Raw genomic sequence first — 22,343 nt, 5'->3', positions numbered from 1 at the left:
ACGGTCAAACCGCCGCGACCTGCCGCTGCTTTGTTATGAGTGTCACGGTCCACATGACGCCCACGCCCATGACGAGCTGCAGCAATGAAAGCGCCGCAACCATGGAGAATTCACCGACGGCCCAGGTATCGAAGCTGAGGATGGATAACGTCCGCGTTTCCGCCGTATAAAGAGGAAGCACCATCGACAGCTCAGAGATGAAAATGCTGTAGACCATGACCCAACTCGAAATGATGGCCGGCATCACCAGAGGCAATGTCACGCGGAACATCGTATTGCCCCAACCGAATCCGGAGATGCGGGCGCTCTCCTCAAGTTCCGGATGGATTTGAATGAGACTGCTGGTGATGGTGCGAACGGAATAGCTCACATAGCGACCGATGAGGCCTACGATGATGATCCACATCGTCCCGTAGATGCTCAACGGCATCCAAAGCCAAAAGAAGCTGACTCCAAGCGCGAACGCAAGGCTTGGAACGGACATCGGTAGTAGCACCACGTGTTCAACGAGCCGACGCCCCCACATGCGGGTCCGCGTCGTGATCCAGGCAACGGCGAGCCCCAGCATCGTTGCCGCCGTCGCAGCGATGACCGTGATCAACAGGCTGTTGACGACTGTCGCCCGTACATCTTCTGACTGCCATAAATACGCAACGTTGGCCGATGTGAACCGGCCTGACCACGTAAAAGTCGAAAATGCTGCCGCGGTGATGATAACGATCGGTCCAATGACGGTAAGCGTGAGGTAGAACCAAATGATCGCAGCCACAACATAGCGACCGCCAGCGAGCTCAATTATTTTGGGCCGAAACCCCTTGCCAGTTACGGTGATGAAGGAACGCCCACGCAGTGCAATGCTTTGCAATATGTTCGCGACCGTCGACATGAACATCAGGTAAATTGCAAGCACCGCAACGATCCCGAAGCTCGGTGGAAAATGCTGTAATTCCAGGTAAATCCGCGACGTGATTAGATAGATCTCTTTCGTCATGCCGAGGAGCACCGGCGTGCCAAACAACCCGATGCTGATGACGAAGGCGAGAACGGCTCCAGAAAGGATCGACGGGGCAACCACGGGGAGCGTGACGCTCAGCATAGTGCGTACGCGACTGAGCCCGCACACCTGTGCAGCCTCTTCCAGGCTCGGATCCATGTTTCTTAGCGCCGCCGCCACTATCATCATGACATAGGGGGCGATGTAGATGCCTGTGGTCCAGATGATGCCCGTGTAGGTGTATATATCCATTGGGTCACCGAGCCCGAGACCGCGCGCGGGCAGATTGAACAGCCCCACCCGCGGCGCGCCGATCAAGACCCAGGCAAAGGCACCAATGAACGGTGGAATGAAGATCGGCAACGTCGCCAGTTGCTCGAGCGTGCGCGCAAACGGAACATTGGTTCGCACCAGACACCACGCCAGAACGACACCAATCGCCGTTGCGAGCATCATTGCACCAAGAGAGATCACGACGGTGTTCCACGTCGCCATCCAGTAGCCTGACTCTTTCAGAACGGCGTGCAGCGCTTCGAAGGAGAGAACTGTGCGTCCATCCTGCGTCTCTAAGAAGCCACGGAGCACGAGGGCGACGAGCGGCATCAGCGCGAAAACGGCCAGAACCACGCAGAACAGCGTCAGCCAACCTCTCTGCACGAGGACGCGCGACGGTGTCGGGGCGAAGACGTTTCGGGCTCGGCTCGCACCCGATCGCTGTGCTATCGTGGAGGTGGAAAGCATCATGTGTTCGGCCTCACGAGAAACATCACATTGCAGGGTCGCGAAGTTCGATCTGCCTGCTCCGCGCCGACTGAAGCCGCGGCTCAGCAATCCACAGTCATGACTAATAGGTCGCGCGACCGCCGGTCAGGTCGAATGTAAAGCCGGTGGTGAAGCTGCAATCAGGGCCTACGGCAAACGCGACCATCGCGGCCACTTCGGGAGCCGTTATGAAGCGCCCCATCGGAATCTTTGCCTTGATCGTGGAGATAAATTCGGGGGTCATCTCGCGAAGCAACTCGGTCTCCGCCATAGTCGGCGCGACGCAATTCACCAGCACGCCAGATTTCGCGAGCTCCTTCGAAATCGATTTCGTATAGGCAATCACGCCGCCTTTCGCAGCTGCGTAGGCGCTGCCGCCGGGATTACCTTCCTTGCCCGCAATCGAAGCGACGTTGACGATGCGGCCGTAAGCCCGTTCACGCATGTGAGGAATCACCGTACGGCAACAATAGAACACGCCCGTCAGATCGATTGCGAGGACGCGATCCCAACTCTCAATCGGGTACTCCCAGGCGGCAGCAATCGGGCCGTTGATCCCTGCATTGTTGACCAAAATCTCAACTGAGCCCGCAGCAGCCAGCGCATCCTGAAAAGCAAGCTGAACCGCGGCCAGATCCGCGACATTGACCGTTTGCTGGAGCACCGGCGTGAAGCCGGCTGTCGATCCATCGAAGGCTGGGATATCCAAGTCCCAAAGGATGATCCGGCAGCCCTCGGCCGATAGTCGCTGCGCAATGGCCAGACCAAGGCCGCGGGCACCGCCAGTGACAATGGCGGTTTGCCCCTCAAGATTCCTACGCGTGGCAGTGACCGTCATGATTTCATTTCTTCCCTTAAGCCGCCAGCTGGCGCCTTTCCTGCGCTATTCTCGACTATGGAAGCGCTTCCATAATGACTATTTGGCTTGTTTCTCGGAGTCAAGCCTTTTTGGAAGCGCTTCCATGGCCTACCATGCGGATTCGGTGGAAGCCGGTTTCCGCTGGGATTGAGCGAAGGTGTCAAGTTTGAGCCAGGAGATCGTCAAAGGCGCCATTCGCATCGCCGATGTTGCCCGCCACGCCAAGGTCGGGGCCGGAACCGTATCCCGGGTCCTCAACGGCTCCCAAAACGTCGCCCCGGAAACGCGCGACCGGGTCTTGGCGACGATCAGCAAACTCGGGTACGTGCCCAATCTCGTGGCCCGCGGCCTCGCCGCCAACCGCACTGGCGTCATCGCGGCGATCATTCCGGTGATTGGATATTCCCAACACTCCGAGGTCATTCAGGGAATGACGGAAGTTCTCCATGAGCACGGAGTGACCGTCATGATTGGCTCATCGGGCTACTCGCAGGAGATGGAGGAAAAGATCGTCGCGACGTTCCTCGCGCGGCGTCCCGACGCTTTCTACGTGACCGGCACATGGCATTCCCAGAAAACCCGTAAGTTGCTGAGCGCGAGCAGCATACCGGTCATCGAAGGGAGCAATCTGACCGACGATCCGATCGACACAGTCGTTGGTTATTCGAACTTTGCAGCCGCCAGGGAGCTGACCCTGATGCTTGCATCGCGCGGCCATCAGCGTATCGCGCACGTGACCGTCAAGCGTGATCTAAATGATCGCATCGGAGATCGATTGACAGGTTATCGTGCTGCGTGCAACGACCGAGAGAATACTCAGCCTGCGCTGGTGATCGAATGTGAGAACAGCTTTTCAGGCGGAGCGGATGCCGTCGCCTGGGCGCTGGAATCCTCCGATGCGATCGATGCACTGTTTTTTGCGACCGATGTGATGGCGGTCGGAGGTCTTCTCGAATGTCAGCGGCGCGGCATCGCAGTACCCAAGCAATTGGCGATTGCAGGATTCGACGATCTGCCGATCGCATCATCCGTTATCCCCACTCTAACCACCGTGCAGGTCGATCGCATCGGCATGGGGCGAAAGATTGCGAACGTTCTATTGCAACGAATCAATGGAGAGCCTTCTCCATCAAACAGGATAGACGTTGGATTCCAGATTAGGGAGCGCGACAGCACCCTCAAGCCGAGGCTTGTATAAGGTCGTCGTATCATAGGCGATGCCCGCCTCGCCAGTTCGCGCGGGCCGCTGACATGCACAGGTCAGATCCAAGCTTCGCAATCAGAGATGCTGACGTTCGCTCGATTGAATGTAGCACGGCTCTCAGACAGGAGCTCCGAAGCAGTACTTCAGCTAACGAATTGAAGCTTTGATGTCGGTTAGAACGCCGACGCCAGCGTTACGCGCCAGGCCCGCGGTTCGGCCGGATGCACATGACGGTCGGCGATGCCGCCGATCGGCTCACCCGGTAGACGCGATAGATAGTAATATTCGATCTGGTTGCTCTGGGCGTCGAACAGGTTGAGCACGTCCAGCTGCAATCGCGCGCCATTGTCAAATCGGTAGCCTGCGCGCGCATTGAAGATCAGCGAGGAAGCCGAACGAACGCTATCGTCCTCAATCAATGGACGAGGACCGAAATAGCGCGCCTTCAGCGCGCCGAACCAGCCTATTTCACGGCCGACGATGATGCTGCCGCTGGCGATCCAGGCCGGGGCACCAGGAATGCGGCCGCCCGTGGGATCGAGATCGCTGAAGCGCGCGCGGGTATAGGCAAGATCAAGGTCGAAGGTCAGCCAGGGCGCGGGCTTGTAACTATTGGTCCACTCCACTCCGACACGTCGGCTCGGCCGGCTCGGTTCGGTCGTTCCGGCATCGCCAACGAACAGGAGCTCAGAGTCAAAGTCGAGCACGAAGACTGCGACCGAGCTGGTAAGGCCATCGATCGCCCTGGTGCGGATGCCTAGCTCGGCGCCACGCGAGCGCACCAGGAGCGGAACACGATCGAGCGGGGTTACCTTATCGCGGGGATCAACGCTGATGGTCGCGCCGCGGATATCATTGCTGTGCAGGCCGTAGCCGGCATTGCCGTAGAATTCGGTCTTGAACCAGGGTCCAAACACGATGCCAGCTTTCGGACTCATCATCGACGCCTGGGCGTTACCAGAGTTCTGCGGCGTATCGCTGAGAACGCGTCCGGCAAAGATGTCCTCGCGAATTCCAACAGTGGTCCGCAACCACTCGGCCAAGCGTGTGGTGCTATCCATCCAGAGGCCGACATTTCCTTCCTCCACACGGTCCGCGCGTACGGTCGAAAGCCACGCGCGCTGCTCGGTCGCGAATAGGCCGATCTGGATATGATCGTGGCGGCCCTCCACGCCAAAACGGGTATGTGTTTCAAACCCACCAAAGCGCCAGTCGAACGCATGCCGCGCATCAAAGCCGCCGAGTGTGCGACGATCGAGCTGACTGAATTGGTCGCCGTTCAGCGGATCATCGAGGACATAGGTGAAATTGTTGAAGAGCTGTAGCTCAGAACGGACGACATAGGCGCTGATATTGCTTTGACCGTACTCGCTTGAACCAGCCCAACTGCCGGAGAGACTGAAGCGGCTGGAGGTGCCGCCGTCGGTCGGATCGAGCGAGCCGAAGCGGCCGATGACACCCAGCTCAACGGCACGCTGCGCGATCTGATCAGTCGAATTCCAGCCGTTGGAGTAGGCCATTCCAGTGAACGTGAATCCGTCGGTTACGGTACCCTGACTATAACGCAAGACGCTGTTGATTTTCCGCACATTGTCCGGCACGTCCCAGGGACCGTCGTATTTGCTACTCTCGACCGCGGCGAGCAGTGTACCGTCGCTCACCGTGGTGGAACCCGCCACCAGCGCACGGCGATACCCAAAACTGCCAATGGTCATCTCCGCGATGCTTTTCGGCAGTTTGTTCATGTAGTCGATGCTGACCGCGCCGGCGGAAGCGAAATCGCCGACGTCGGCGAAGTATGGACCTTTGCGGATACCAACCGACTGGATCAGCTCGGGGATCAGGAAATTGATGTCGGCGTAGCCCTGCCCGTGTCCGTGCGTTGGCATGTTGACAGGCATGCCGTCGAGACTGATCGCGAGGTCCGTACCGTGATCCAGATTGAAGCCCCGCAGAAAATATTGGTTGGCTTTGCCTTCGCCGGAATGCTGCGTGACGATCAGTCCAGGAACGACCTCCAGCGCCTCGCCTGGCCGCGCGAACGGAATGGCATTCACCTGCTCGCTGCTCACAAGCAAGGCGCTCGCGGCGGTAGGCTGAATGGGCCCTACTGCGTTGCGCGACGCACCCGGCATGACCCCGCCGGTGCCTGCAGTCGCTATTTCCGGCTGATCAGAGTGCACCACATTGCTACTTCGCGACGGCCTATCTTGCGCCGCTTTTGGCCTGGCGGCCCGCCTACGCGGCGTGACATCCGGCGACGCCACCGTGACCGAAGGAAGCTGCATTGGCTGAGCCGCTGCAAGCTCTTGCGCAGCCGACGGCACCGCGGGCCCAGTTAGGGCGGCGAACGCTCCCCAGCAGAGCGATCCCCGCAGGAATTGCTTCGTCCGGTCAACTCTCACGGGGCCACTCTGACGCACCTCTGGAACAGCAATGCATCGAGACCGGCAGAGCTCGCAAGCACGAACGGCTCCAATCATACCCGGCCAACGCGCATGCCATCTAGCTCGTCGCGAAACTGTAGGCGATTGCCGTGGTATAGACAGTCAGAGCCCCGAGACCGATCGTGACAGCGCCGACAACACCTTGGATCGCGCGGTTGGTCCACGTCAGCCACCGGGCCGAGATCGCAAGCGGCACGGCGATGATCATCGAAAGGCAGCCCATTCCAAACATCGACCCGACGCCGAACAACCCAACATACAGCATTCCGTAAACGGGATTGCTGATTTGCGATACCGCGAGCACCAGCAACGCGGCCGAACCGGCAATTCCATGGACAAGCCCTACCAGCAACGAACGCCAGCGAAACCCGTGCGCATGGGTGTGCGAGTTTTGCTGATCTATCGTTCTTTCATTCCGATGGCTATGAACGTGGGTGTGCTTTGTTCCATCGAAATGTCCGTGGCGATGAAAGTGAACGCGATCACGCCATAGCTTCCAGAGAACATTGATCCCGAGGCCAATCAACATCACGCCAACGGCAGTTTCAAGTGGTTGCGCAAGGCTTTCGGGGATCGCGCGACCTAGCAGGATGGCGACACCAGCGAAGACGAACAGGGCCAGCGTATGTCCGAGTCCCCAGGTCAGCCCATGCCTGACGATATCGCCGATATTGGTACGCCGGGCTGCGATGCTGGAGACTGCAGCGATATGATCCGCTTCCAGCGCATGTTGCATGCCGAGCAGGAATCCCAGCCCCAAAATTCCGAACATCTGCGCCCCCGCGGTCTGTGGCAGACATACCCCGTTGCACATCGGGGAACAGCCGGCCGTTCGCACAACAATCAAGGTTCGCGCAGATCGCGCATGTCCATCTGCGATAGAGAAGCGTCAGAGCAGAACACTGAAGCGAGGCGCTAATCGGCGCCATCAATGCTCTAGGCGGACACCGCCTCGCCAGCTTTGCTCAATTCACGGCGCAACCAGCCGTACCAATCGGCAAGTCCCTCGCCAGTTCGCGCTGAAAGCTGAAACACCGTGATGTCCGGGTTAACAGTCCGCGCATTAGTCACCGCCTGCGAGACGTCAAAATCGACATGCGGCAGCAGATCGATCTTGTTCAAAATCATGATCTCTGCAGCACGGAACATGTGGGGATATTTCAGCGGCTTGTCTTCGCCCTCGGTCACCGAGAGGATCACAACCTTCGCGCGCTCTCCGAGGTCGAACATCGAAGGACACACCAGATTTCCGACATTCTCGATCATCACGACTGATCCCGCTACGGGTTGCAGCTCGCCCAACCCGCGGGCAACCATGTCGGCCTCGAGATGGCACCCCGTGCCGGTGTTGACTTGCACAGCCGGCGCTCCTGCGGCCCGAATCCGCTCGCCGTCGTTGGCGGTCGCCTGATCGCCCTCGACCACGTAGATCTTTAGCTCGGCAGACAGGTCGCGAATGGTGTGCTCCAGCAGCGTCGTCTTACCCGAACCCGGCGAGCTGACCAGATTGAGCGCGAGAATTTCGCGACCCGCAAACCATGCCCGGTTTTTGGCTGCCAGCGCATCGTTCCAGGCGAGGATCCGTGTCTCGAGCTCGATCAAGCTGCCCGCAGCGTGATCGTGTCGATGCTCCACGCTGTGATCATCGTGGGCTGCATGACTATGGCTGTGGCGTGTGCCGTCGGCGTGAACATGGTCGTGGCCATGATGATGGTCGTGGGGACCGTCATGGGGGTGGTGGTGATCGTGACTATGCATGAGACCATCGCCAAGCAAATGATCATGTTTGAGGTGATGCGCGTGATCATGGCTTTGATCGTCGTGGCGGGAATGGCCGCTCATATTGATTTCCTTTCCGGTCTGAAGATTTAGGACTGTGGCGCCTCGCTTGTCTCCGCATCCGCAATGACCACACATCAAGCGACCTCCTCTTCCAGTTCCATGCTCTTGATGTTCAATTCTTCGCCCTGCAATCGCGTCAGCCGGCGCGAACCGCAGCTACACGCGGTGAACAGAGTCCGGGTGACGAACTCCAGTCCACAAGAATCGCAGCGGGCGCGTCCCTCGATCTTCCTGATCTCCAGCGTTGCGCCTTCCAGCATCGTCCCCCGGGCAACGGTCTCGAAGCAGAAGGCGATCGCGTCCGGCATCACGCCGGACAATTCGCCAACATCAAGATTGACGCGGCGGACGCGGCGGCCCTTGGCGGCGTCGCCAACGATCGCGATAATGTTGCGAGTAATGCCTAGCTCGTGCATGAGCAACCTCAGCAAATCCGCGGCAATTGCTCGCCCACCAGCATGTCGACGATTCGTCGTCCGCCAAACACGGTGCGCATGGTGACACGCCCTGGCTCTCCCCGATTGACCCTGCCGACGACTGCGGCCCCCGCGCCCAGTGGATGAGCCCGCATGGCTGAGAGTGCTGCGTCGGCCTGTTCGGGAGGCGTGATCACCACAATCTTCCCCTCATTTGCGAGATAAAGCGGATCAAGGCCAAGTATTTCGCAAAAGGCCTTCACCTCCTCGCGAATAGGAGTGGCGCGCTCGTCGATTTCAATCGCAACCTGAGAGGCTTCGGCGATCTCGTTGAGTACGGTCGCCAATCCACCGCGTGTCGCATCGCGCATGAATCTAACTTCGGGCGCTGCCTCTAAAAGTGCCCCGATCAGATCATGAAGGCAGGCGCAATCGCTTTCGATCGTCGTATCAAGTGCCATGTCCCCGCGCGCGCACAAAATCGCTGCGCCGTGGTCACCGAGCAGACCGTTGACCATCACCACGTCGCCTGGCCTGGCGTTGCCGACTTCGAGCGCAAGGCCTCCGCGGATCACGCCGATCCCCGTCGTCGTGATGAACAGTTTGTCGCAGGCGCCACGTTGCACCACCTTGGTGTCGCCGGTGCAGATGACAACGCCGGCTGCATGGGCGGTCATTGCCATCGAGCGCGCGATTTGGCGCAGGAGCTCGATGCTCGTTCCCTCCTCGATGATCACTGCACACGATAAGTATAGCGGCTTCGCTCCGCCAACCGCGAGGTCGTTGATCGTGCCGCAAACCGCAAGTTCGCCAATGTCGCCGCCGGGGAAGAATAACGGATCAACCACGAAGGAGTCCGTCGTGAAAGCGAGCCGGTCTCCATAGCCAGCCAGTTCGGCCAGGCTGAACCGAGCTTGGTCCTCCAGGGGCGCGAGCGAACGATTGTCGAAAGCCGCGACGAACACGTCGTCGATCAGATCCTTCATTGCCTTGCCTCCACCACCGTGGGCAAGCGTGACCTTATCGACACTGACTTTGCCGAGCTTGCGAGCATGAACGAACGGCGCGACGTTCATACTGCCTCCTTGTAGCTCTTCTGGCCGCCATATTGGTAATAAGCTGCACAAGCGCCCTCGGACGAGACCATCAAAGACCCGAGCGGCATCTCGGGCGTACACGCCGAGCCGAATACCTTGCATTGCCACGGCTTGATAACGCCCTTGAGCACCTCGCCGCACTGGCACGATTTCGGGTCGGCGATCTTTAAGTTGGGGATGGCGAACTTTTGCTCAGCGTCGTAGCCAGCATACTTTTCGCGTAGCTTGACACCGGAGTGGTCGATCGAGCCAAGCCCGCGCCATTCGAAGAACTCACGCAGTTCGTAGACGCGTGAGACTGCTTGCAGCGCCGCTGCGTTTCCGCCATCCGGAACGATGCGGGCATATTGATTTTCGACGTCGCTGCGGCCATCCTTGATCTGCTTCAACACCATCCAGATGGACTGAAGGATATCGAGCGGCTCAAAACCGGCTACCACCATCGGCTTTCGGTAGAACCTGGCGATGAATTCGTAGGGAGCTGTCCCGATCACCATTGAGACGTGACCGGGTCCAAGGAAGCCATCGAGCTGGAGGCCCGGGCTGTCCAGGATCGCCTTGATGGTGGGAACGATGGTGATGTGATTGCAGAACACCGAAAAGTTGGTAATTCCCTCGGCCTCCGCCTGCAGGACGGTCAGCGCCGTTGACGGCATCGTGGTCTCGAACCCGAGTCCGAAGAAGACGACCTCACGATCCCTGTTCCTGTGGGCGAGCGCCAGCGCATCCATCGGCGAATAGACCATCCGAACGTCAGCGCCATCGGCCTTTGCCTGTAGCAGGCTCTTCTTTGAACCCGGAACCCGCATGGCGTCGCCGAAAGTTGCAAAGATGACGCCAGGGTTCTCTGCAATCGACACGCAATCATCGACGCGTCCCATCGGCAACACGCAAACCGGGCAGCCCGGTCCATGGATCAGTTCGATCTCCTTCGGCAACATGCCCTCAAGCCCGTAGCGGAAGATTGAATGCGTGTGACCGCCACAGACCTCCATGATATAAATCGGCCTGCCGGGCGGCAGCGTCATGGTTGAGACCAGCGCTTCGATTTCCCGGACCAGGAAGCCAGCCTTTTCAGAATCGCGAAATTCATCGACATATTTCATGCTGCGGCCCCCTTCGTGGTGGCTGATCCGCGATCGTCCGCGAGCAGCGTGTGCACCAGATCCCACAAGATGTGATAGGCCGCCACGTGACATTCCTGGACCCGGTGGATGGATGTCGTTGGCACTACTAGGCAGAAGTCGACCAGGCCTGACGATTTCATCTTGCCGCCTTCGCCGCCGGCAAGGCCGATCGTGAGAATGCCGATTTCCCTGGCCTTGGCGAACGCCGCCATCAAATTGGTAGAATTGCCGCTGGTGGAGATGCCAACCAGCGCGTCACCAGCTTTTCCTTGCGCCAGCAGCTGACGGACAAAAACGTGCTCGAATCCGAGATCGTTGCCAACGGCGGAGATCATTGCAAGGTCCGCCACGAGATTGGTCGCGGCGAGCGCCGGCCGGCCTGCCGTGATGGGATGAACAAATTCAACCGCCACATGGGAAGCATCGCAGCTCGACCCGCCATTGCCCATCGAGAACAGCCGACCGCCACGCCGGTAGACATGGGCCAGGGCCTTGGCGGCGGCGACGAGAACCGGCCCCTGCTCGTCGAAGAAACGGGAGTTGGTCTCGCGGGAGTCGCGAGCTTTCTCATTGACGGAATGCAGGAGTGCCGCGTCTAACCGCTCCGGTGACTGCGGTTGTCCATGCAAAAATGGATAAAGTGCCGTGAGATCGCTCTCGTTGGACATGGTGAGACCCTCCTTACTGGGCCGCCGACAGCTTCATTGCCTCGATCTCAGCCTGGGCTTCGCCGAGTTCGATCAGTATTTTCAAGGTCTGGGCCGCCTCTTCCTCGTTGATCCGGCTCATCGCAAAACCGACGTGAACCAGCACCCAGTCGCCTACGCACGACTCGACCGGATGGTCGTCGTTCACGATGCAGGCGATGTTGATTTGTCGCTTGACGCCACCAACATCGACTGTTGCGAGGCGCTTGGTCACATCGTCGATCTTCACGATGCGTCCGGGAATGCCGAGACACATGACCTGCTTCCTTCTGTTGACGGTCTTTGTTTATCGATCAGATGCGCTGCAGCGATGGCCGCTTGCCCCAGTGCAAGTCCACCGTCATTGGCGGGAACCTGAGCATGCGAGAGCACCGAAAACTTCGCCTGTTCAAGGCGGCGGCTGACTTCCTCGAATAGAACCCTGTTCTGGAAGCAGCCGCCCGACAAGGCGACCGTCGAGAAACGCGGTTGCGTCGCATCGTCCTCGCCGCCGGCGAGCTTTCTCGTCATAGCGACTATCGATATCGCCAAGCCCTTATGGAAGCGTGCGGCCATGACTGGCGCTGGTGTGTTCAAGATGAGATCACCCAACGCCGCGGCCCACATTGCTCGCGGCTCAATGTACGGCAGTCCCGAACCGGGCAGGTTCGGAATTGTCAGGGGGTAGCCGAGCTCATCCCCCTCATTCAGCATCGTATCAGGATCAACAAGGGCTTCCAGTCGCGCCGCGGCGTCGCCCTCGTAAGCCTGCCGCTCGCGGCAGACATCCAGCGCCGCGGCAACGGCGTCGAACAACCGGCCACATGACGACGCAGGTCGCGCGTTGATGCCCTTCTTGATCATGGCATCGAGGGTGCCGCGCGGCTTGCCTGACAAATAGCCATGCAGTGGGAGCTGGTCGAAATTCATTGAAAATTCCGGCCACTTCATCTCGGCCACCAGATGCGCATACAGGTTACGCCACGGCTCGCGGACTGCATGAGCTCCGCCGATCATCGGGACCGGCTTGAACGTGCCAAGCCGTTGATAGCCCCGGTAATCGGCGAGCAAGAATTCACCGCCCCACAGCGTACCGTCGCCGCCCCAACCCAAACCGTCGAGCACGATACCGAGCACCGCAGGGGCATCCAGCGGATAATTGTTCTCGACAAGGCAGGAGGCGAGATGGGCGTGGTGGTGCTGAACTTCGATTAGCGGCAACTCATCGGCGACGGCACGCTCATGGGCGAATTTCGAGGACAGATATTCGGGATGCAAGTCGACGGCCAGAGCGGCTGGTGCGTGATCGAATAACCTCGCATAAAGTGCGAGATTCTTCCGGTAGTCATCGAAACATCTTGCATCCTCGAGATCGCCCTGATGTTGCGACAGGATAGCGGCACCATCCTTGAGGAGGCAGAAGGTCGACTTCAACTCGCCGCCCATCGCCAGCACATCTGGCGCGGCCTCGAATCCCCTGGGCAGGACTATCCACTCCGGTGCGTAGCCGCGGGCTCGGCGCAGTAGCCTCACGCGGCCGCCAACAACGCGCACGACAGAATCGTCAATTCGGTTCGCGATTTCACGATCGTGGATCAGCGCATAAGAGGCGATCCCGCCAAGCCGTTCGCCCGCTTCCGCGTCTAGTACGACCTGCGGCTCGTCCGAGAGGTTTCCGCTGGTCATCACCACCGGCCGCGCCATCCTTCGCAACATGAGAAGATGCATCGGGGTCGTCGGCAGCATGAAGCCCAGCGTGGCAAGGCCCGGCGCAATTGTGTCCGGTAATCTTTCCGGGCCATTGGCCTCGAGCAGGACGATCGGCGCCGAGGGAGCCGTCAACAGTGCTTCTTCCTCGGCGCTCACGCTGCAATAGCGACGAATCACATCGAGATCGCGCGCCATCAGTGCGAACGGCTTGGCATCACGATGCTTCGTTCGGCGTAGACTTGCTACGACGTCGGTCTTGGTGGCGTCGCAGGCCAATTGATAGCCTCCGAGACCCTTGATCGCGACGATCTCGCCGTTCTTTATCAAGCCACACGCGGCATCAACATCATCCATCATCGAGAACTGGTCGAAGGTGAACGCGTGGCCGTCGAAACGAACCAACTTCGCCCTCGGCCCGCAGGCATGACAGGCGATTGCTTCAGCATGGAAGCGGCGATCGGCAGGATCTTCGTACTCGGCCCGGCAAGCTGCGCACATCACAAATGGCGCCATTGTGGTAGTGGCGCGGTCATAGGGGATAGCGGTGACGATGCTAAGCCGTGGTCCGCAATTGGTGCAGTTTGTGAAGGGATAGCGATAGCGGCGGCCGAACGGGCTGGTGATCTCCTCGGCACATTCGGCGCAAATTGCAGCGTCAGGCGCAACTTGGGTATTTGCGCCGCCGGTAAGGCTCCCCGCAATGACGAACTGCCCTGGCAGACCGCCACGACCCGGCCCTGTCTCGACTGCATCGATACGGGCCAGTGGTGGCGAGTCAGTGTGGATGCGGGCGATGAGCGCAGCTATGGTGCGCTCGCTGCCGTAAAGGCGGATCAGCACGCCGTCCGCGTCATTTCGAACGTCGCCTGACAAACCAAGCTCACGCGCGAAACGCCAGATCGCCGGCCGAAAGCCAACCCCTTGCACGCGGCCGCGCACGCGAATCTCCGCTCCGACACTAGCGTCTGGTTGCGCGATGCTGCTACAATCGGTCACGAAACCGCCTCCCAAAGGAGTACGCGGTTATTGCCGGCGTCTGCCACGACCAGCAGATCATCGCACGCTGAAGCAGCGTAGGGCCAGCAAAGGCTGTCGCGCGTGGCAGAACGCCACCGATTGTCTCCTTTGGCCGAGAACATGGGCTGCCCAGCCAGCGCTATGGCAGGAGAATCCATTGATAGCCCGTCCAGTTCGAATCCAAGCAATCGCGAATTTGCGGTATCGGTCACGATCAGCATTCCGCCTTGCACGGTCAGCCCGTACGGCATGTTCATCGCGCCAGATGTCGGATGATAGGAGGAGCGGTTGTGATCGAGGTGCGTGAAATCGCACTGGCCGAGCACGAAATCGCAGGCTTGTCCGATGGAACGCGGAAACGTTCGCCACGCCATGACGCGATTATTGCCAGCGTCAGACACGAATAGCATGCCGCTGCAGGCCACGATGCCGTGGGGCCAGCGCATGCCGACCGCGCCGCCGGCCTGCCCAGCATTGTCATCGCGGGTCACAAAGTCGAGCTGCCCCAAGACCAGATCGGCTGGTGTGCCGTTCGAGTTCGGAATACGATCCCAGACCAGGACACGACGATTCCCGGTGTCGCAGACAATCAGTTTCCCGTCCACGATGGCCACGCCGTAGCACCAATTCAATGTGTCCGGTCGGGGCGCGTTCGCGCCGCGATTGGCGAGACCGCTGGAAAAATCTGTCTGCCCAAGCACTACATCGGCAGGCTGGTTGGATGTTTCAGGATAGGTATGCCAGATCAGAATGCGATGATTCCATGCATCGGCTACAGCAAGGACGCCATTGGACGCTGCGATTCCAGTCGGCATGTTGAGCGTCGTCGGCCCCACGTCGCTCTTGGCGTTGCGTCCTTCCCGCGAAAAGTCTGGTTGACCAATTATCAGATCGGCTGGTGTCTGATCGGCCATTGGCAAAGATCGCCAGATCATGAGCCGATGATGGCCTGTGTCACAGACAAACAGCGGTCCGTGAGCGCTGGCAAGGCATGCCCCACGCGGGCCGAACAGGGTTGTCGGGCCTGGCACGATTGATTGCGCCAGACCATTCGGCAGCGCCTCGCCCCCAAGGACAGTGCGCGCGCCGTCATGAGCCAAGAGCGGCCGCGCGACGTGATTGTCTCCGGCCCGCGCAAGAGCCCTATCCAATCGGCGAGGGGCAAAGGAAACCTGCATGGCTACACCGAAATCCTGACCTCGACCCGAGCGCCTATAACGCGAACAGCATGGGATTGGAGCGCCACCTCCGGCGCGGTGAGGCATTCACCGCTTGAAAGGTCATACTGAAAACCATGATGCGGACAGATGATGATGCCGCTCTCCACCTCGCCGTCGTGGATCGGAAATCCGAGATGGGCGCAGGCATCCTGGAAGCAAGTGACACTCGCACCCGCGCGCGACAACAATAGCTTATCTCCGCCAATGGTGATCGCGCGAACCCCACCTTCCGGAATGTCGGCCAAGAGACCAGCCGAGAGCCAGTTCCCTTGTGCGTCAAGCGCGAACGGGCTGACAAAGCGAACTCCGTTGTCCGTGGAGCTGCCCAGCCCCTTTACCTGTACAATCTCTGTAATTTCTGGACATGCCTCCTCAACTGCCTTCTTCACGCCGGCGTGGAACGTCAATGCGGACGCCGGACAGCCGTCGCACGCCCCAATGAAACGCACTTCCACCTTGGGTGGGTTCACCTGGACGAGCTCCACGTTGCCGCCATGCGAACCCAACATGGGGCGGACGCCCTCAAGCGCCGCTTCGACTCGTTCGTTGAGGCTGGGTTTGACGATCTGATGCCGGCGCAAAACCGCGTAGACGACCTCGTCGGCGACCGCATTTTTCATCGCCGCAAGCGCGGCAGGATCAGTCTTGAGCGCCCGGATCAACCGGCGCAACGCTTCTCCATCCAACGCCTCGATGGCCAGTTTGTAGGCGCCGACGGCCGCCCGCTGGGTATCGTCCCATGTCGCAAATATGGCCTCCAGTCGCTCGATGTCGCCGACCAAGCCGGCAAGATCGTCGCGCGTCGTCGAGATCGTATCGTGGGCGTTCATATCGTTCTCACATGCGGACTCCCGCAGCATCACCGATAGCGGAGGTTCCGAAACAGATAGGGCTGCAACCCACCGCCGACGAACGCCGCGACCGGTGCCGCCATCCACAACGGGGCACCCAGCTTTGCGATCATGACCAGCAACGATGCAGTCACAAGCACGCCTACAAAAATCATGAGGAATGCTTTGCGCGGTTCGGCAAACAACTTGCCGCGGAAGAACAGGACGATTGAATTCTGAGCCATTGCCCACATGATATCGTTCTCCTCAGCCGACAATCGTAAGGATGGCGAGCCCAAGAAAGGCGCCGGCAACGCCGGCCAAGGGCCCATAGAAGCCCCCCAGTAGCGCTGCCAGTTCATTCCCCAACACCTTGCCGCCGACGACTACGCCTCCGATGACGCCGCCGCCAATCGAGGCAAAGACGCCCAGGATAAACGAAACAACCAACATTTCTGGAGAAGACGGTAGGGTCATAGATCGGAAGCTCCGGTTTCGTTCGGTTGACGATTGCTGGGATGAGAACGCACGACTTGGCCATCGGCCGAATTCGACGCCAGCAACTCGCGCTGAATCTGGTCGATCGCTTCGGCAACAACCCTTCCCTTCTCCAAGTCGCCATGCGCCATGAAGATCTCTCGCGCTTCACCGTAGTAGGCGCGCGCTTGTAAAAGATTGGATCGATTGCCACCGTCTGGATCGGAGGGATCGTCGGGCAGATTCCACAGACAGTTGGCTTTGTTGCAAATAGTGTTCGCGTATTCGAGCGGGGTCGTCTCGCGCGTCCGCACCTTCAGCGCTTCGTCGTAGGCTTCAAGTGCGCGTATGTTGTTTGCGATCGTGTGGCTCGAGGACACATATTGCAGAGCGTTGCCAAGGTTGTTTTGCAGCATCGCATATTCGGTAGGATTGTCGATCAGCGTGATGACTTTGAGACCTTCTTCGAAAGCCTGCACCGCAAGCGCTTCACGCATCTTTCCGCGTTCGTCCGTCATGGGGATCGAGAGAAACGCCGTGGCAAGGTTGTTCTGCAGGATCACGAACTCCTGCGGAAACTCAGATCGCGTGAAAGTCCGCAACGCACGTTGATAAGCGGAAATGGCGTCTGTGATGCGGGCCTTGTTCACGCCTGCAAGATTCTGCAATACCAGGCCGAAATTCATCTCTGCTTCGGCAAGCTCCTCTGGCCTGCCGAGCTCGGTGATAGTCCGGATTGCCTGCTCAAAGGCCGAGCGCGCCTGCTCAAGCGCCGCTGTACCTTCCTCCGGTATGGCCTGTAGCGCAGTGCCTTTACGCGCCAGAATTCGAGCCGACAGAACCCGCATGTCCTCAGGACAAATCGCCAGCGCCTTGTCATAGAGGGCAACCGCAGCATGAAGCTGATCCGGCGATTTGGGCTGCCGCTGCAGACCCATCGCAATCTCCATCAGCATCTCGGCCCGCTCGGAGGGGCTCGCCTCGGCGTCATCAGCAGCCGCGAGGGCCGCACGCACTTCATCGCCGAGAAGTCCTGTAATCACTGCTTCCTCCGACCAGCGCATTTTTGGCTGCACGCTTGGTACGAGAGCTACTCTAGCAGCACGAAATCCGAACTGTCTATCTATTATGCGTTATGTAAACTTAGTTTGCAGGAAAGCGCCAGCGGCGATGAGCGCACCAGCTTCCGGCGACCACGCGACCGGCAGCTGCGCGGCAACGTATTCATCGACCGCGTGCTCGCGCAGGAAATCTGGCGCATGCACCACTCGGTCTCCTCGGCTGTTGCGAAGCTTGAGGAGATAGCCCCCGGCGGCGGCGTGACGGACTGGCATGATCCAGAGGTCATCGGCGCGGCGTAACAGGATGACCGCCTCCAACCCTGCAAAATAGCGGTCGTATGTTTCGCGGCTCAGATAAAGTGCCCCGCGCGCTATTCTGACAAAAAAGACAGCGGTCACGACGATCCCTCTGGGCCAAGACGTGCATCGATCAGCGTGGCAATGCGGTCGGTCACTTTCGCGACAGCGGCTGATGCGGCATCAGAAAGGCCGATCCCCAATTCGACTGTCTGCGCTTCAATCAAAAGCACGACGACGTCCGAGGGAAAGTCGTCGCGAAAGATCTTCCGGCCTGCGAAAAGTGCGTGATCCCACCGGAAATCGTGCAGGTTAAGCGAAGGCTCGTACCGCTGCTCCAGCTCGCTTCCTGGCACTTCGAAAACCGCCCCTGGCGGAGAGCCCGAGCGACACGCATCCACAACAATCAGCGTCCGGCACCCACGCGCCGCAAACATGGTCGCCATGCCGTCAGTTCCTGCAGCCAGCAGACGGACGTTTGGTAGGCCCGCTCCAACACCGCGCGCCTCAAGCAGGCGCAGGACTTCAAGACCCGCACCGTCATCGAGGCGATTTGGATTTCCACATCCTATGACCACGATCATGGGGAGCCCGCTACGCGATGCGTCACCATCTGCGATCCCGCACCAGGCGGCAATACCTCATCGTGACATGATGCGCTGATAACGACGCGGCGCATAGATCCGGTATCGGTGGCCTGGGCCCGCAACATTGAGAGCTAAATGCGCCAGAGGCGACAGGACCATTGCGGCTCAACCGGCAGATCAAGCTCGGGCAGCTCGCAATAGCGGCGGTGAACCTTGTAATACATGCACGTTTCACACAGTTGCTCGAGACCCTCGTGTTCAACCGGCTCGAGGGTAAACCCTCCGCGGACGAGCTTCGTTTTCAGCTCATTACCCGCGGCTTTCAATCGAGAAACGATCGTTTGAACTTCTTCATGAGAATCTGCCCGCGGAAGTACCTCCGTTTTGAGGCCACCAGCCAGAAGAACACGAATCTCGTCCCGGATCTTTTCGTCGCGCACGGCGTGTTCTCCTGAGGTTCGCTCTCGCGGCTGTCAGTCGACACATCAGATTCGCCACAATCGGCACCACCACTCTGGCTCGACCGGGACCGCAAGTTCAGGCAGGTCGCACCACCTTCGATGCACCAGATAGTACATGCACTCCAGGCATCGTTGGTTATCCGGACCGTACGGATGATTTACAAAGCCTCCGACCACAAGCTTGCCTTTGAGATCCTTTGGATCGAGCCGGCGAAGCTGGAGCAGAATATCGCCAAATTCCTTGTCGGTTTCGGGAAAGGGCTCGACTTCCGTTTTGAGCCCATTCTCGAGCATGCCGGCGATCGCCTTGAGCACAACCTCTTTGTCGGACGCCATGCGCGACCGCCTTTCGCTCTAAAGATTCAGTATATGACGTTGCTACTGGCAATTTAAGCACCAGCGCTACGATACCCACAGCGTGCCCGATGAGCGAACGTCAGGCCGTTCGGAAGCGCGCCAATTCCTCGCCCGTCTTTGCGTCATGTGCGTGGACGGTGCAAACCAGGCACGAATCGTAGGAGCGGCAAACGTGACCGACCTCGACCGGGTCGTGCGGGTCCCTGATCGGAGAACCGATCAAGGCCTGCTCCATCGGGCCCCGAACGCCGTCGGCGGACCTTGGACCAACATTCCAAGTCGTCGGCGCAATGATCTGGTAATTCTTGATCTTGCCGTCCTTGACCTCGATCCAGTGGCAGAGTGCGCCACGAATGGCCTCTGTAGCTCCCCAGCCCCGTCCATCCCGTTCCGTGGGCTTGATATACCAGGGATCATTGAGCCGGAATTCACGCAAAGCACGTTCGGCCTGGCGATAAAGCTTAACCCCTTCATGCATGCGGGCGAAGTGCCGCAACATGACGTTTGCCCCACCCAACTTCCTGTACATGTCGAGTACCAGTGGATCGAAGTGCTGCCAGGCTTCCCCATGCGTGCCGCCGGCGATGAGCTGACGAGACAGCGGACCAGCTTCCAGGCGTCCTGATTCGTCGTGGCGCACAGCCGTCGACCAGGAATATTGGCCGTCCATATTGATGGTGTTCTTTTGCGTAGGCACCGTCTTGCGATCGAACGGATGCACCCCACCCGGCTCATCGTACCAGGACCGCATCGTATCTTCGCGCGTGTGCTTCTGATCCATCAGCTTGAAGCTGTTGGCGTTGCCGTCATAAACACCGCTCTTCATGATCAAAGCCGCGTTACGCCCATCGATCGTCGGCTTCTGATATTTATCTTCATGCGGCAAGTAGCCCCACGAGACGAACTTTTCGTGGCCCTTCCCGAACTTGTCCATCCCACAGTCAACGCTCATCCGCCAGAACATTCCTAGATCGGAATTTGCGTGCTCGGGCTTCTCGTCGAGCCAGGCCATGAAGTCGTCATAAGATTTGATCTCTTCGTAGCGCTCCAATGAACAACCGAGCCAGATTTTCTCCATCCAGTCACGGCGGAAATACTCCAGGATCGACCACGCTCTGGTGACGTCGGTCAGGGTCGGTGCGCACATCACGCCGCCCGGCACCATGTAGCTCGAGTGCGGCCACTGGCCGCCCAAGAGTGCGTAAATTTCCACTGGCTTGCCAGAGATCGTGACGCCGATTTCGTAGTTGCTTCCGGTAAACGGTGCCCAACGTTTGACGGCTTCCTCGTAGTATTTCGATTTCGAGTAGTTCTTGTGCGTGTAATCGATCATGAAGAGGCCGTAGTGATGACGCGGCAAGCTCTGAAGGCTCTCGACGAGCTGACCGAGATTCCGTGCCAGAATCGCATTGCGGGGCACTTCCGTTTGCCACGCAGTATCGAGCGCCCAGGCCGCGCACGTCAGATGCGAAGCACCGCAAATTCCACAGGCCCGAGGTGTGACCACAAGGCCTGCCTGGGGGTCCTTGTCACGCAAGATGACCTCGAAGCCGCGGAACAACTCGGCCTGGGTCCAGGCGTCGACGACGACTCCATCCTGAATGTTGACGCGGACATCAAGGTCGCCTTCGACGCGCCCGACGGGAGAAATATCAAGTGTTTGAACGGCTGAGGGCATAGGAATGCATCCTGATTTTACAAGGTGAAATGTCTGCGCGGTTGTTGGGTGAGCTCGCAGCTCAAACGACGAAGATGTCTTCCTCGGCCCAGGCAGGAGAAGCTGCCTTGGCTGCTGCCGTGAGCTTGATGTACCCGGCCTTGTCGACGCCGAGCGGCATGTCCTTTGGAACACCCATCATCGTTTGCGTCTTGAAAACCGTGCCCGGCATCAAATCGAAGAATGGGAATTCCGGCTCCGTGCACCCCATGCAGGGCATGCCGGCTCGCGTCTTCGACGACTGGCGATTCCACAGGATACGATTGCAAGGCGAGTGTGTCATCGGACCGCGACATCCAAGGTCATAGAATAGGCAGCCCTTGCGCTGCCCGTATTCGGTCGCGGACACCTTGTAGGCGAAGTGCATGTTGCGGGTGCAGCCCGTTTGCGTGAAACTCGTAAAAAACGTTTTCGGACGCTGGAATTCGTCTAGCGTCAGGTCGCCGCCGCGTCCCGTAGCGACCGCAACAACGATTTGCGTTATCCAATCGGGATGCGCGGGGCAGCCGGGGACATTGATGACGGGCAACCCGGCCTTGGATTTATAGGCTGGCCCGAGAAATCCGCCGTGCTTTCGCTTCAGGAACTGCAGTCCTTCGCTTTCTGACGGGTTCGGGGCTGTTGCCGGGATCCCACCCCAAGTCGCGCAGTCACCGATTGCGACCGTGTATCCGGCGACCTTCGCAAGATCAGCGACCCAATCCTTCATCGGGCGGCCCGCGAACCGATTCCATTCGCCCGTGCCGTTCGGCGCGTTGACGACTGAGCCTTCGAAGACGAAAATATCCAGTGGCATTGCACCTGTTACGAGCGCATGCAGCATTTTTTTGAGATTCTCACCGAGCTCCATACCGAGCGAAGGGTGCCAGAGAACATTGATGCCAAAATCAGTGACCAAGTCGCAGGCGCTCGGCTCCTCCGCATTGAGGAACGACATCGTATTTCCCGAACATGCGCCGCCTTGGAGCCAAAGAAGATTAGCCATCAATTTCCTCCACTATGTTCTATCGCCAACCAATACGGCGCTTGAACAATAGTACAGCAAGACCTGTGCCGGATTGGGCGACCCCGAAAAGACCTCGTAAAGACAGATGCTTAGTGTGAAGTCGCCCAAGACGCCGAGGTGTTTCTTCACGCGCATTGGCTGCAAAGAAAGTTGGCTATGCAAAGTTAGT

General features: G+C 59.2%; 23 protein-coding genes. 1 reads left to right on the top strand and 22 read right to left on the bottom strand.

All coding sequences use genetic code 11. The features are described 5' to 3' along the window. Positions 1 to 4: 4 nt before the first annotated feature. Together AC0L30_RS15055 and AC0L30_RS15050 are read right to left on the bottom strand one after the other, a co-directional pair. The gene (locus AC0L30_RS15055) at positions 5 to 1,738 is read right to left on the bottom strand and encodes an ABC transporter permease (protein ID WP_473404623.1); all 1,734 of its coding nucleotides are present in this window, start codon (positions 1,736 to 1,738) and stop codon (positions 5 to 7) included. A 100-nt stretch (positions 1,739 to 1,838) separates the two neighbouring features. Beyond that, positions 1,839 to 2,594: an SDR family NAD(P)-dependent oxidoreductase gene (locus AC0L30_RS15050; RefSeq protein WP_007594338.1), complete on the bottom strand. Its 756-nt coding sequence runs from the start codon at positions 2,592 to 2,594 to the stop codon at positions 1,839 to 1,841. A gap of 178 nt (positions 2,595 to 2,772) precedes the next feature. Here AC0L30_RS15050 and AC0L30_RS15045 point away from each other — a divergent pair, with 178 nt between their 5' ends. Then, positions 2,773 to 3,813: a LacI family DNA-binding transcriptional regulator gene (locus AC0L30_RS15045; protein ID WP_007594341.1), complete on the top strand. Its 1,041-nt coding sequence runs from the start codon at positions 2,773 to 2,775 to the stop codon at positions 3,811 to 3,813. 179 nt (positions 3,814 to 3,992) lie between these two features. On the opposite strand, the gene AC0L30_RS15040 is transcribed toward AC0L30_RS15045, so the two are convergent. The 20 genes from AC0L30_RS15040 to AC0L30_RS14945 all read right to left on the bottom strand — a co-directional run bounded on the left by AC0L30_RS15040 (position 3,993) and on the right by AC0L30_RS14945 (position 22,153). Further along, positions 3,993 to 6,107 (bottom strand): TonB-dependent receptor, encoded by a 2,115-nt coding sequence (locus tag AC0L30_RS15040; protein ID WP_473404621.1) that lies wholly within the window; start codon positions 6,105 to 6,107, stop codon positions 3,993 to 3,995. A gap of 217 nt (positions 6,108 to 6,324) precedes the next feature. After that, complete coding sequence (locus AC0L30_RS15035; RefSeq protein ID WP_007594345.1) at positions 6,325 to 7,038, bottom strand: HoxN/HupN/NixA family nickel/cobalt transporter; 714 nt, start codon at positions 7,036 to 7,038, stop codon at positions 6,325 to 6,327. Positions 7,039 to 7,202: 164 nt separating this feature from the next. After that, complete coding sequence (gene hypB / locus AC0L30_RS15030) at positions 7,203 to 8,183, bottom strand: hydrogenase nickel incorporation protein HypB (RefSeq protein WP_473404620.1); 981 nt, start codon at positions 8,181 to 8,183, stop codon at positions 7,203 to 7,205. Then, positions 8,183 to 8,524, bottom strand: coding sequence for a hydrogenase maturation nickel metallochaperone HypA/HybF (locus tag AC0L30_RS15025; protein WP_473404619.1), 342 nt, complete (start codon positions 8,522 to 8,524; stop codon positions 8,183 to 8,185). The genes hypB and AC0L30_RS15025 overlap by 1 nt, the downstream gene beginning before the upstream one ends. Before the next feature lie 8 nt (positions 8,525 to 8,532). Then, the gene (hypE, locus tag AC0L30_RS15020) at positions 8,533 to 9,600 is read right to left on the bottom strand and encodes a hydrogenase expression/formation protein HypE (RefSeq protein ID WP_473404618.1); all 1,068 of its coding nucleotides are present in this window, start codon (positions 9,598 to 9,600) and stop codon (positions 8,533 to 8,535) included. Beyond that, entirely contained in the window at positions 9,597 to 10,727 is a 1,131-nt protein-coding gene (gene hypD, locus AC0L30_RS15015; RefSeq protein ID WP_473404639.1) for a hydrogenase formation protein HypD, read from the bottom strand. The genes hypE and hypD overlap by 4 nt, the downstream gene beginning before the upstream one ends. Next, entirely contained in the window at positions 10,724 to 11,416 is a 693-nt protein-coding gene (locus AC0L30_RS15010; protein WP_007594355.1) for a D-sedoheptulose-7-phosphate isomerase, read from the bottom strand. Before AC0L30_RS15010 ends, hypD begins: the two co-directional genes overlap by 4 nt. Before the next feature lie 13 nt (positions 11,417 to 11,429). Then, on the bottom strand, positions 11,430 to 11,711 hold the full coding sequence (locus AC0L30_RS15005) for a HypC/HybG/HupF family hydrogenase formation chaperone (RefSeq protein ID WP_007594357.1): 282 nt from the start codon (positions 11,709 to 11,711) through the stop codon (positions 11,430 to 11,432). After that, positions 11,681 to 14,140 carry a carbamoyltransferase HypF gene (gene hypF, locus AC0L30_RS15000; protein WP_473404617.1) on the bottom strand — a complete coding sequence of 820 codons (2,460 nt, stop codon included), beginning with the start codon at positions 14,138 to 14,140 and terminating at the stop codon, positions 11,681 to 11,683. The genes AC0L30_RS15005 and hypF overlap by 31 nt, the downstream gene beginning before the upstream one ends. Next, complete coding sequence (locus tag AC0L30_RS14995) at positions 14,137 to 15,075, bottom strand: NHL repeat-containing protein (RefSeq protein WP_473404616.1); 939 nt, start codon at positions 15,073 to 15,075, stop codon at positions 14,137 to 14,139. The genes hypF and AC0L30_RS14995 overlap by 4 nt, the downstream gene beginning before the upstream one ends. Positions 15,076 to 15,341: 266 nt before the next feature. Further along, entirely contained in the window at positions 15,342 to 16,211 is an 870-nt protein-coding gene (locus AC0L30_RS14990; protein WP_473404615.1) for a NifU family protein, read from the bottom strand. Between the two features lie 29 nt (positions 16,212 to 16,240). After that, a complete protein-coding gene (locus AC0L30_RS14985) occupies positions 16,241 to 16,465 on the bottom strand; it encodes a hypothetical protein (protein WP_085359213.1) in 225 nt (74 codons plus the stop codon). A 13-nt stretch (positions 16,466 to 16,478) separates the two neighbouring features. Then, positions 16,479 to 16,688: a hypothetical protein gene (locus AC0L30_RS14980; protein ID WP_473404614.1), complete on the bottom strand. Its 210-nt coding sequence runs from the start codon at positions 16,686 to 16,688 to the stop codon at positions 16,479 to 16,481. Further along, positions 16,685 to 17,752 (bottom strand): hypothetical protein, encoded by a 1,068-nt coding sequence (locus tag AC0L30_RS14975; RefSeq protein ID WP_473404613.1) that lies wholly within the window; start codon positions 17,750 to 17,752, stop codon positions 16,685 to 16,687. Before AC0L30_RS14975 ends, AC0L30_RS14980 begins: the two co-directional genes overlap by 4 nt. Before the next feature lie 69 nt (positions 17,753 to 17,821). Beyond that, positions 17,822 to 18,148, bottom strand: a complete 327-nt coding sequence (locus AC0L30_RS14970; protein ID WP_473404612.1) for a hypothetical protein — start codon at positions 18,146 to 18,148, stop codon at positions 17,822 to 17,824. Then, a complete protein-coding gene (locus AC0L30_RS14965; protein WP_085359219.1) occupies positions 18,145 to 18,630 on the bottom strand; it encodes a hydrogenase maturation protease in 486 nt (161 codons plus the stop codon). Before AC0L30_RS14965 ends, AC0L30_RS14970 begins: the two co-directional genes overlap by 4 nt. 134 nt (positions 18,631 to 18,764) lie before the next feature. Further along, positions 18,765 to 19,073, bottom strand: coding sequence for a hypothetical protein (locus AC0L30_RS14960; RefSeq protein WP_473404611.1), 309 nt, complete (start codon positions 19,071 to 19,073; stop codon positions 18,765 to 18,767). A 45-nt stretch (positions 19,074 to 19,118) separates the two neighbouring features. Beyond that, positions 19,119 to 19,430: a hypothetical protein gene (locus tag AC0L30_RS14955; protein ID WP_473404610.1), complete on the bottom strand. Its 312-nt coding sequence runs from the start codon at positions 19,428 to 19,430 to the stop codon at positions 19,119 to 19,121. Between the two features lie 100 nt (positions 19,431 to 19,530). Next, positions 19,531 to 21,129, bottom strand: coding sequence for a nickel-dependent hydrogenase large subunit (locus AC0L30_RS14950; protein ID WP_007594382.1), 1,599 nt, complete (start codon positions 21,127 to 21,129; stop codon positions 19,531 to 19,533). Positions 21,130 to 21,190: 61 nt separating this feature from the next. Continuing rightward, positions 21,191 to 22,153, bottom strand: coding sequence for an NADH-quinone oxidoreductase subunit B family protein (locus AC0L30_RS14945; RefSeq protein ID WP_473404609.1), 963 nt, complete (start codon positions 22,151 to 22,153; stop codon positions 21,191 to 21,193). Positions 22,154 to 22,343 lie beyond the last annotated feature (190 nt).

The organism is Bradyrhizobium sp. MI1.11 (assembly GCF_055811255.1).
The sequence above is the reverse complement of the archived record's forward strand: the minus strand, read 5'-3'. Positions and strand labels throughout refer to the sequence as shown.

Excerpts from the sequence above, each read along its gene's own strand:
- AC0L30_RS15025 (WP_473404619.1), bottom strand. The coding sequence starts at position 8,524 with ATGCACGAGCTAGGCATTACTCGCAACATTATCGCGATCGTTGGCGAC.
- AC0L30_RS14950 (WP_007594382.1), bottom strand. The coding sequence starts at position 21,129 with ATGCCCTCAGCCGTTCAAACACTTGATATTTCTCCCGTCGGGCGCGTC.
- AC0L30_RS14945 (WP_473404609.1), bottom strand. The coding sequence starts at position 22,153 with ATGGCTAATCTTCTTTGGCTCCAAGGCGGCGCATGTTCGGGAAATACG.
- AC0L30_RS14965 (WP_085359219.1), bottom strand. The coding sequence starts at position 18,630 with ATGATCGTGGTCATAGGATGTGGAAATCCAAATCGCCTCGATGACGGT.
- AC0L30_RS15040 (WP_473404621.1), bottom strand. The coding sequence starts at position 6,107 with ATGCAGCTTCCTTCGGTCACGGTGGCGTCGCCGGATGTCACGCCGCGT.
- AC0L30_RS14955 (WP_473404610.1), bottom strand. The coding sequence starts at position 19,430 with ATGGCGTCCGACAAAGAGGTTGTGCTCAAGGCGATCGCCGGCATGCTC.
- AC0L30_RS14980 (WP_473404614.1), bottom strand. The coding sequence starts at position 16,688 with ATGACCCTACCGTCTTCTCCAGAAATGTTGGTTGTTTCGTTTATCCTG.
- AC0L30_RS15035 (WP_007594345.1), bottom strand. The coding sequence starts at position 7,038 with ATGTTCGGAATTTTGGGGCTGGGATTCCTGCTCGGCATGCAACATGCG.
- AC0L30_RS15005 (WP_007594357.1), bottom strand. The coding sequence starts at position 11,711 with ATGTGTCTCGGCATTCCCGGACGCATCGTGAAGATCGACGATGTGACC.
- hypD (WP_473404639.1), bottom strand. The coding sequence starts at position 10,727 with ATGAAATATGTCGATGAATTTCGCGATTCTGAAAAGGCTGGCTTCCTG.
- AC0L30_RS14990 (WP_473404615.1), bottom strand. The coding sequence starts at position 16,211 with ATGAACGCCCACGATACGATCTCGACGACGCGCGACGATCTTGCCGGC.
- AC0L30_RS15055 (WP_473404623.1), bottom strand. The coding sequence starts at position 1,738 with ATGATGCTTTCCACCTCCACGATAGCACAGCGATCGGGTGCGAGCCGA.
- AC0L30_RS14995 (WP_473404616.1), bottom strand. The coding sequence starts at position 15,075 with ATGGCCGATCAGACACCAGCCGATCTGATAATTGGTCAACCAGACTTT.
- AC0L30_RS15050 (WP_007594338.1), bottom strand. The coding sequence starts at position 2,594 with ATGACGGTCACTGCCACGCGTAGGAATCTTGAGGGGCAAACCGCCATT.
- AC0L30_RS14975 (WP_473404613.1), bottom strand. The coding sequence starts at position 17,752 with ATGCGCTGGTCGGAGGAAGCAGTGATTACAGGACTTCTCGGCGATGAA.
- hypB (WP_473404620.1), bottom strand. The coding sequence starts at position 8,183 with ATGTGTGGTCATTGCGGATGCGGAGACAAGCGAGGCGCCACAGTCCTA.
- AC0L30_RS14985 (WP_085359213.1), bottom strand. The coding sequence starts at position 16,465 with ATGTGGGCAATGGCTCAGAATTCAATCGTCCTGTTCTTCCGCGGCAAG.
- hypE (WP_473404618.1), bottom strand. The coding sequence starts at position 9,600 with ATGAACGTCGCGCCGTTCGTTCATGCTCGCAAGCTCGGCAAAGTCAGT.
- AC0L30_RS15010 (WP_007594355.1), bottom strand. The coding sequence starts at position 11,416 with ATGTCCAACGAGAGCGATCTCACGGCACTTTATCCATTTTTGCATGGA.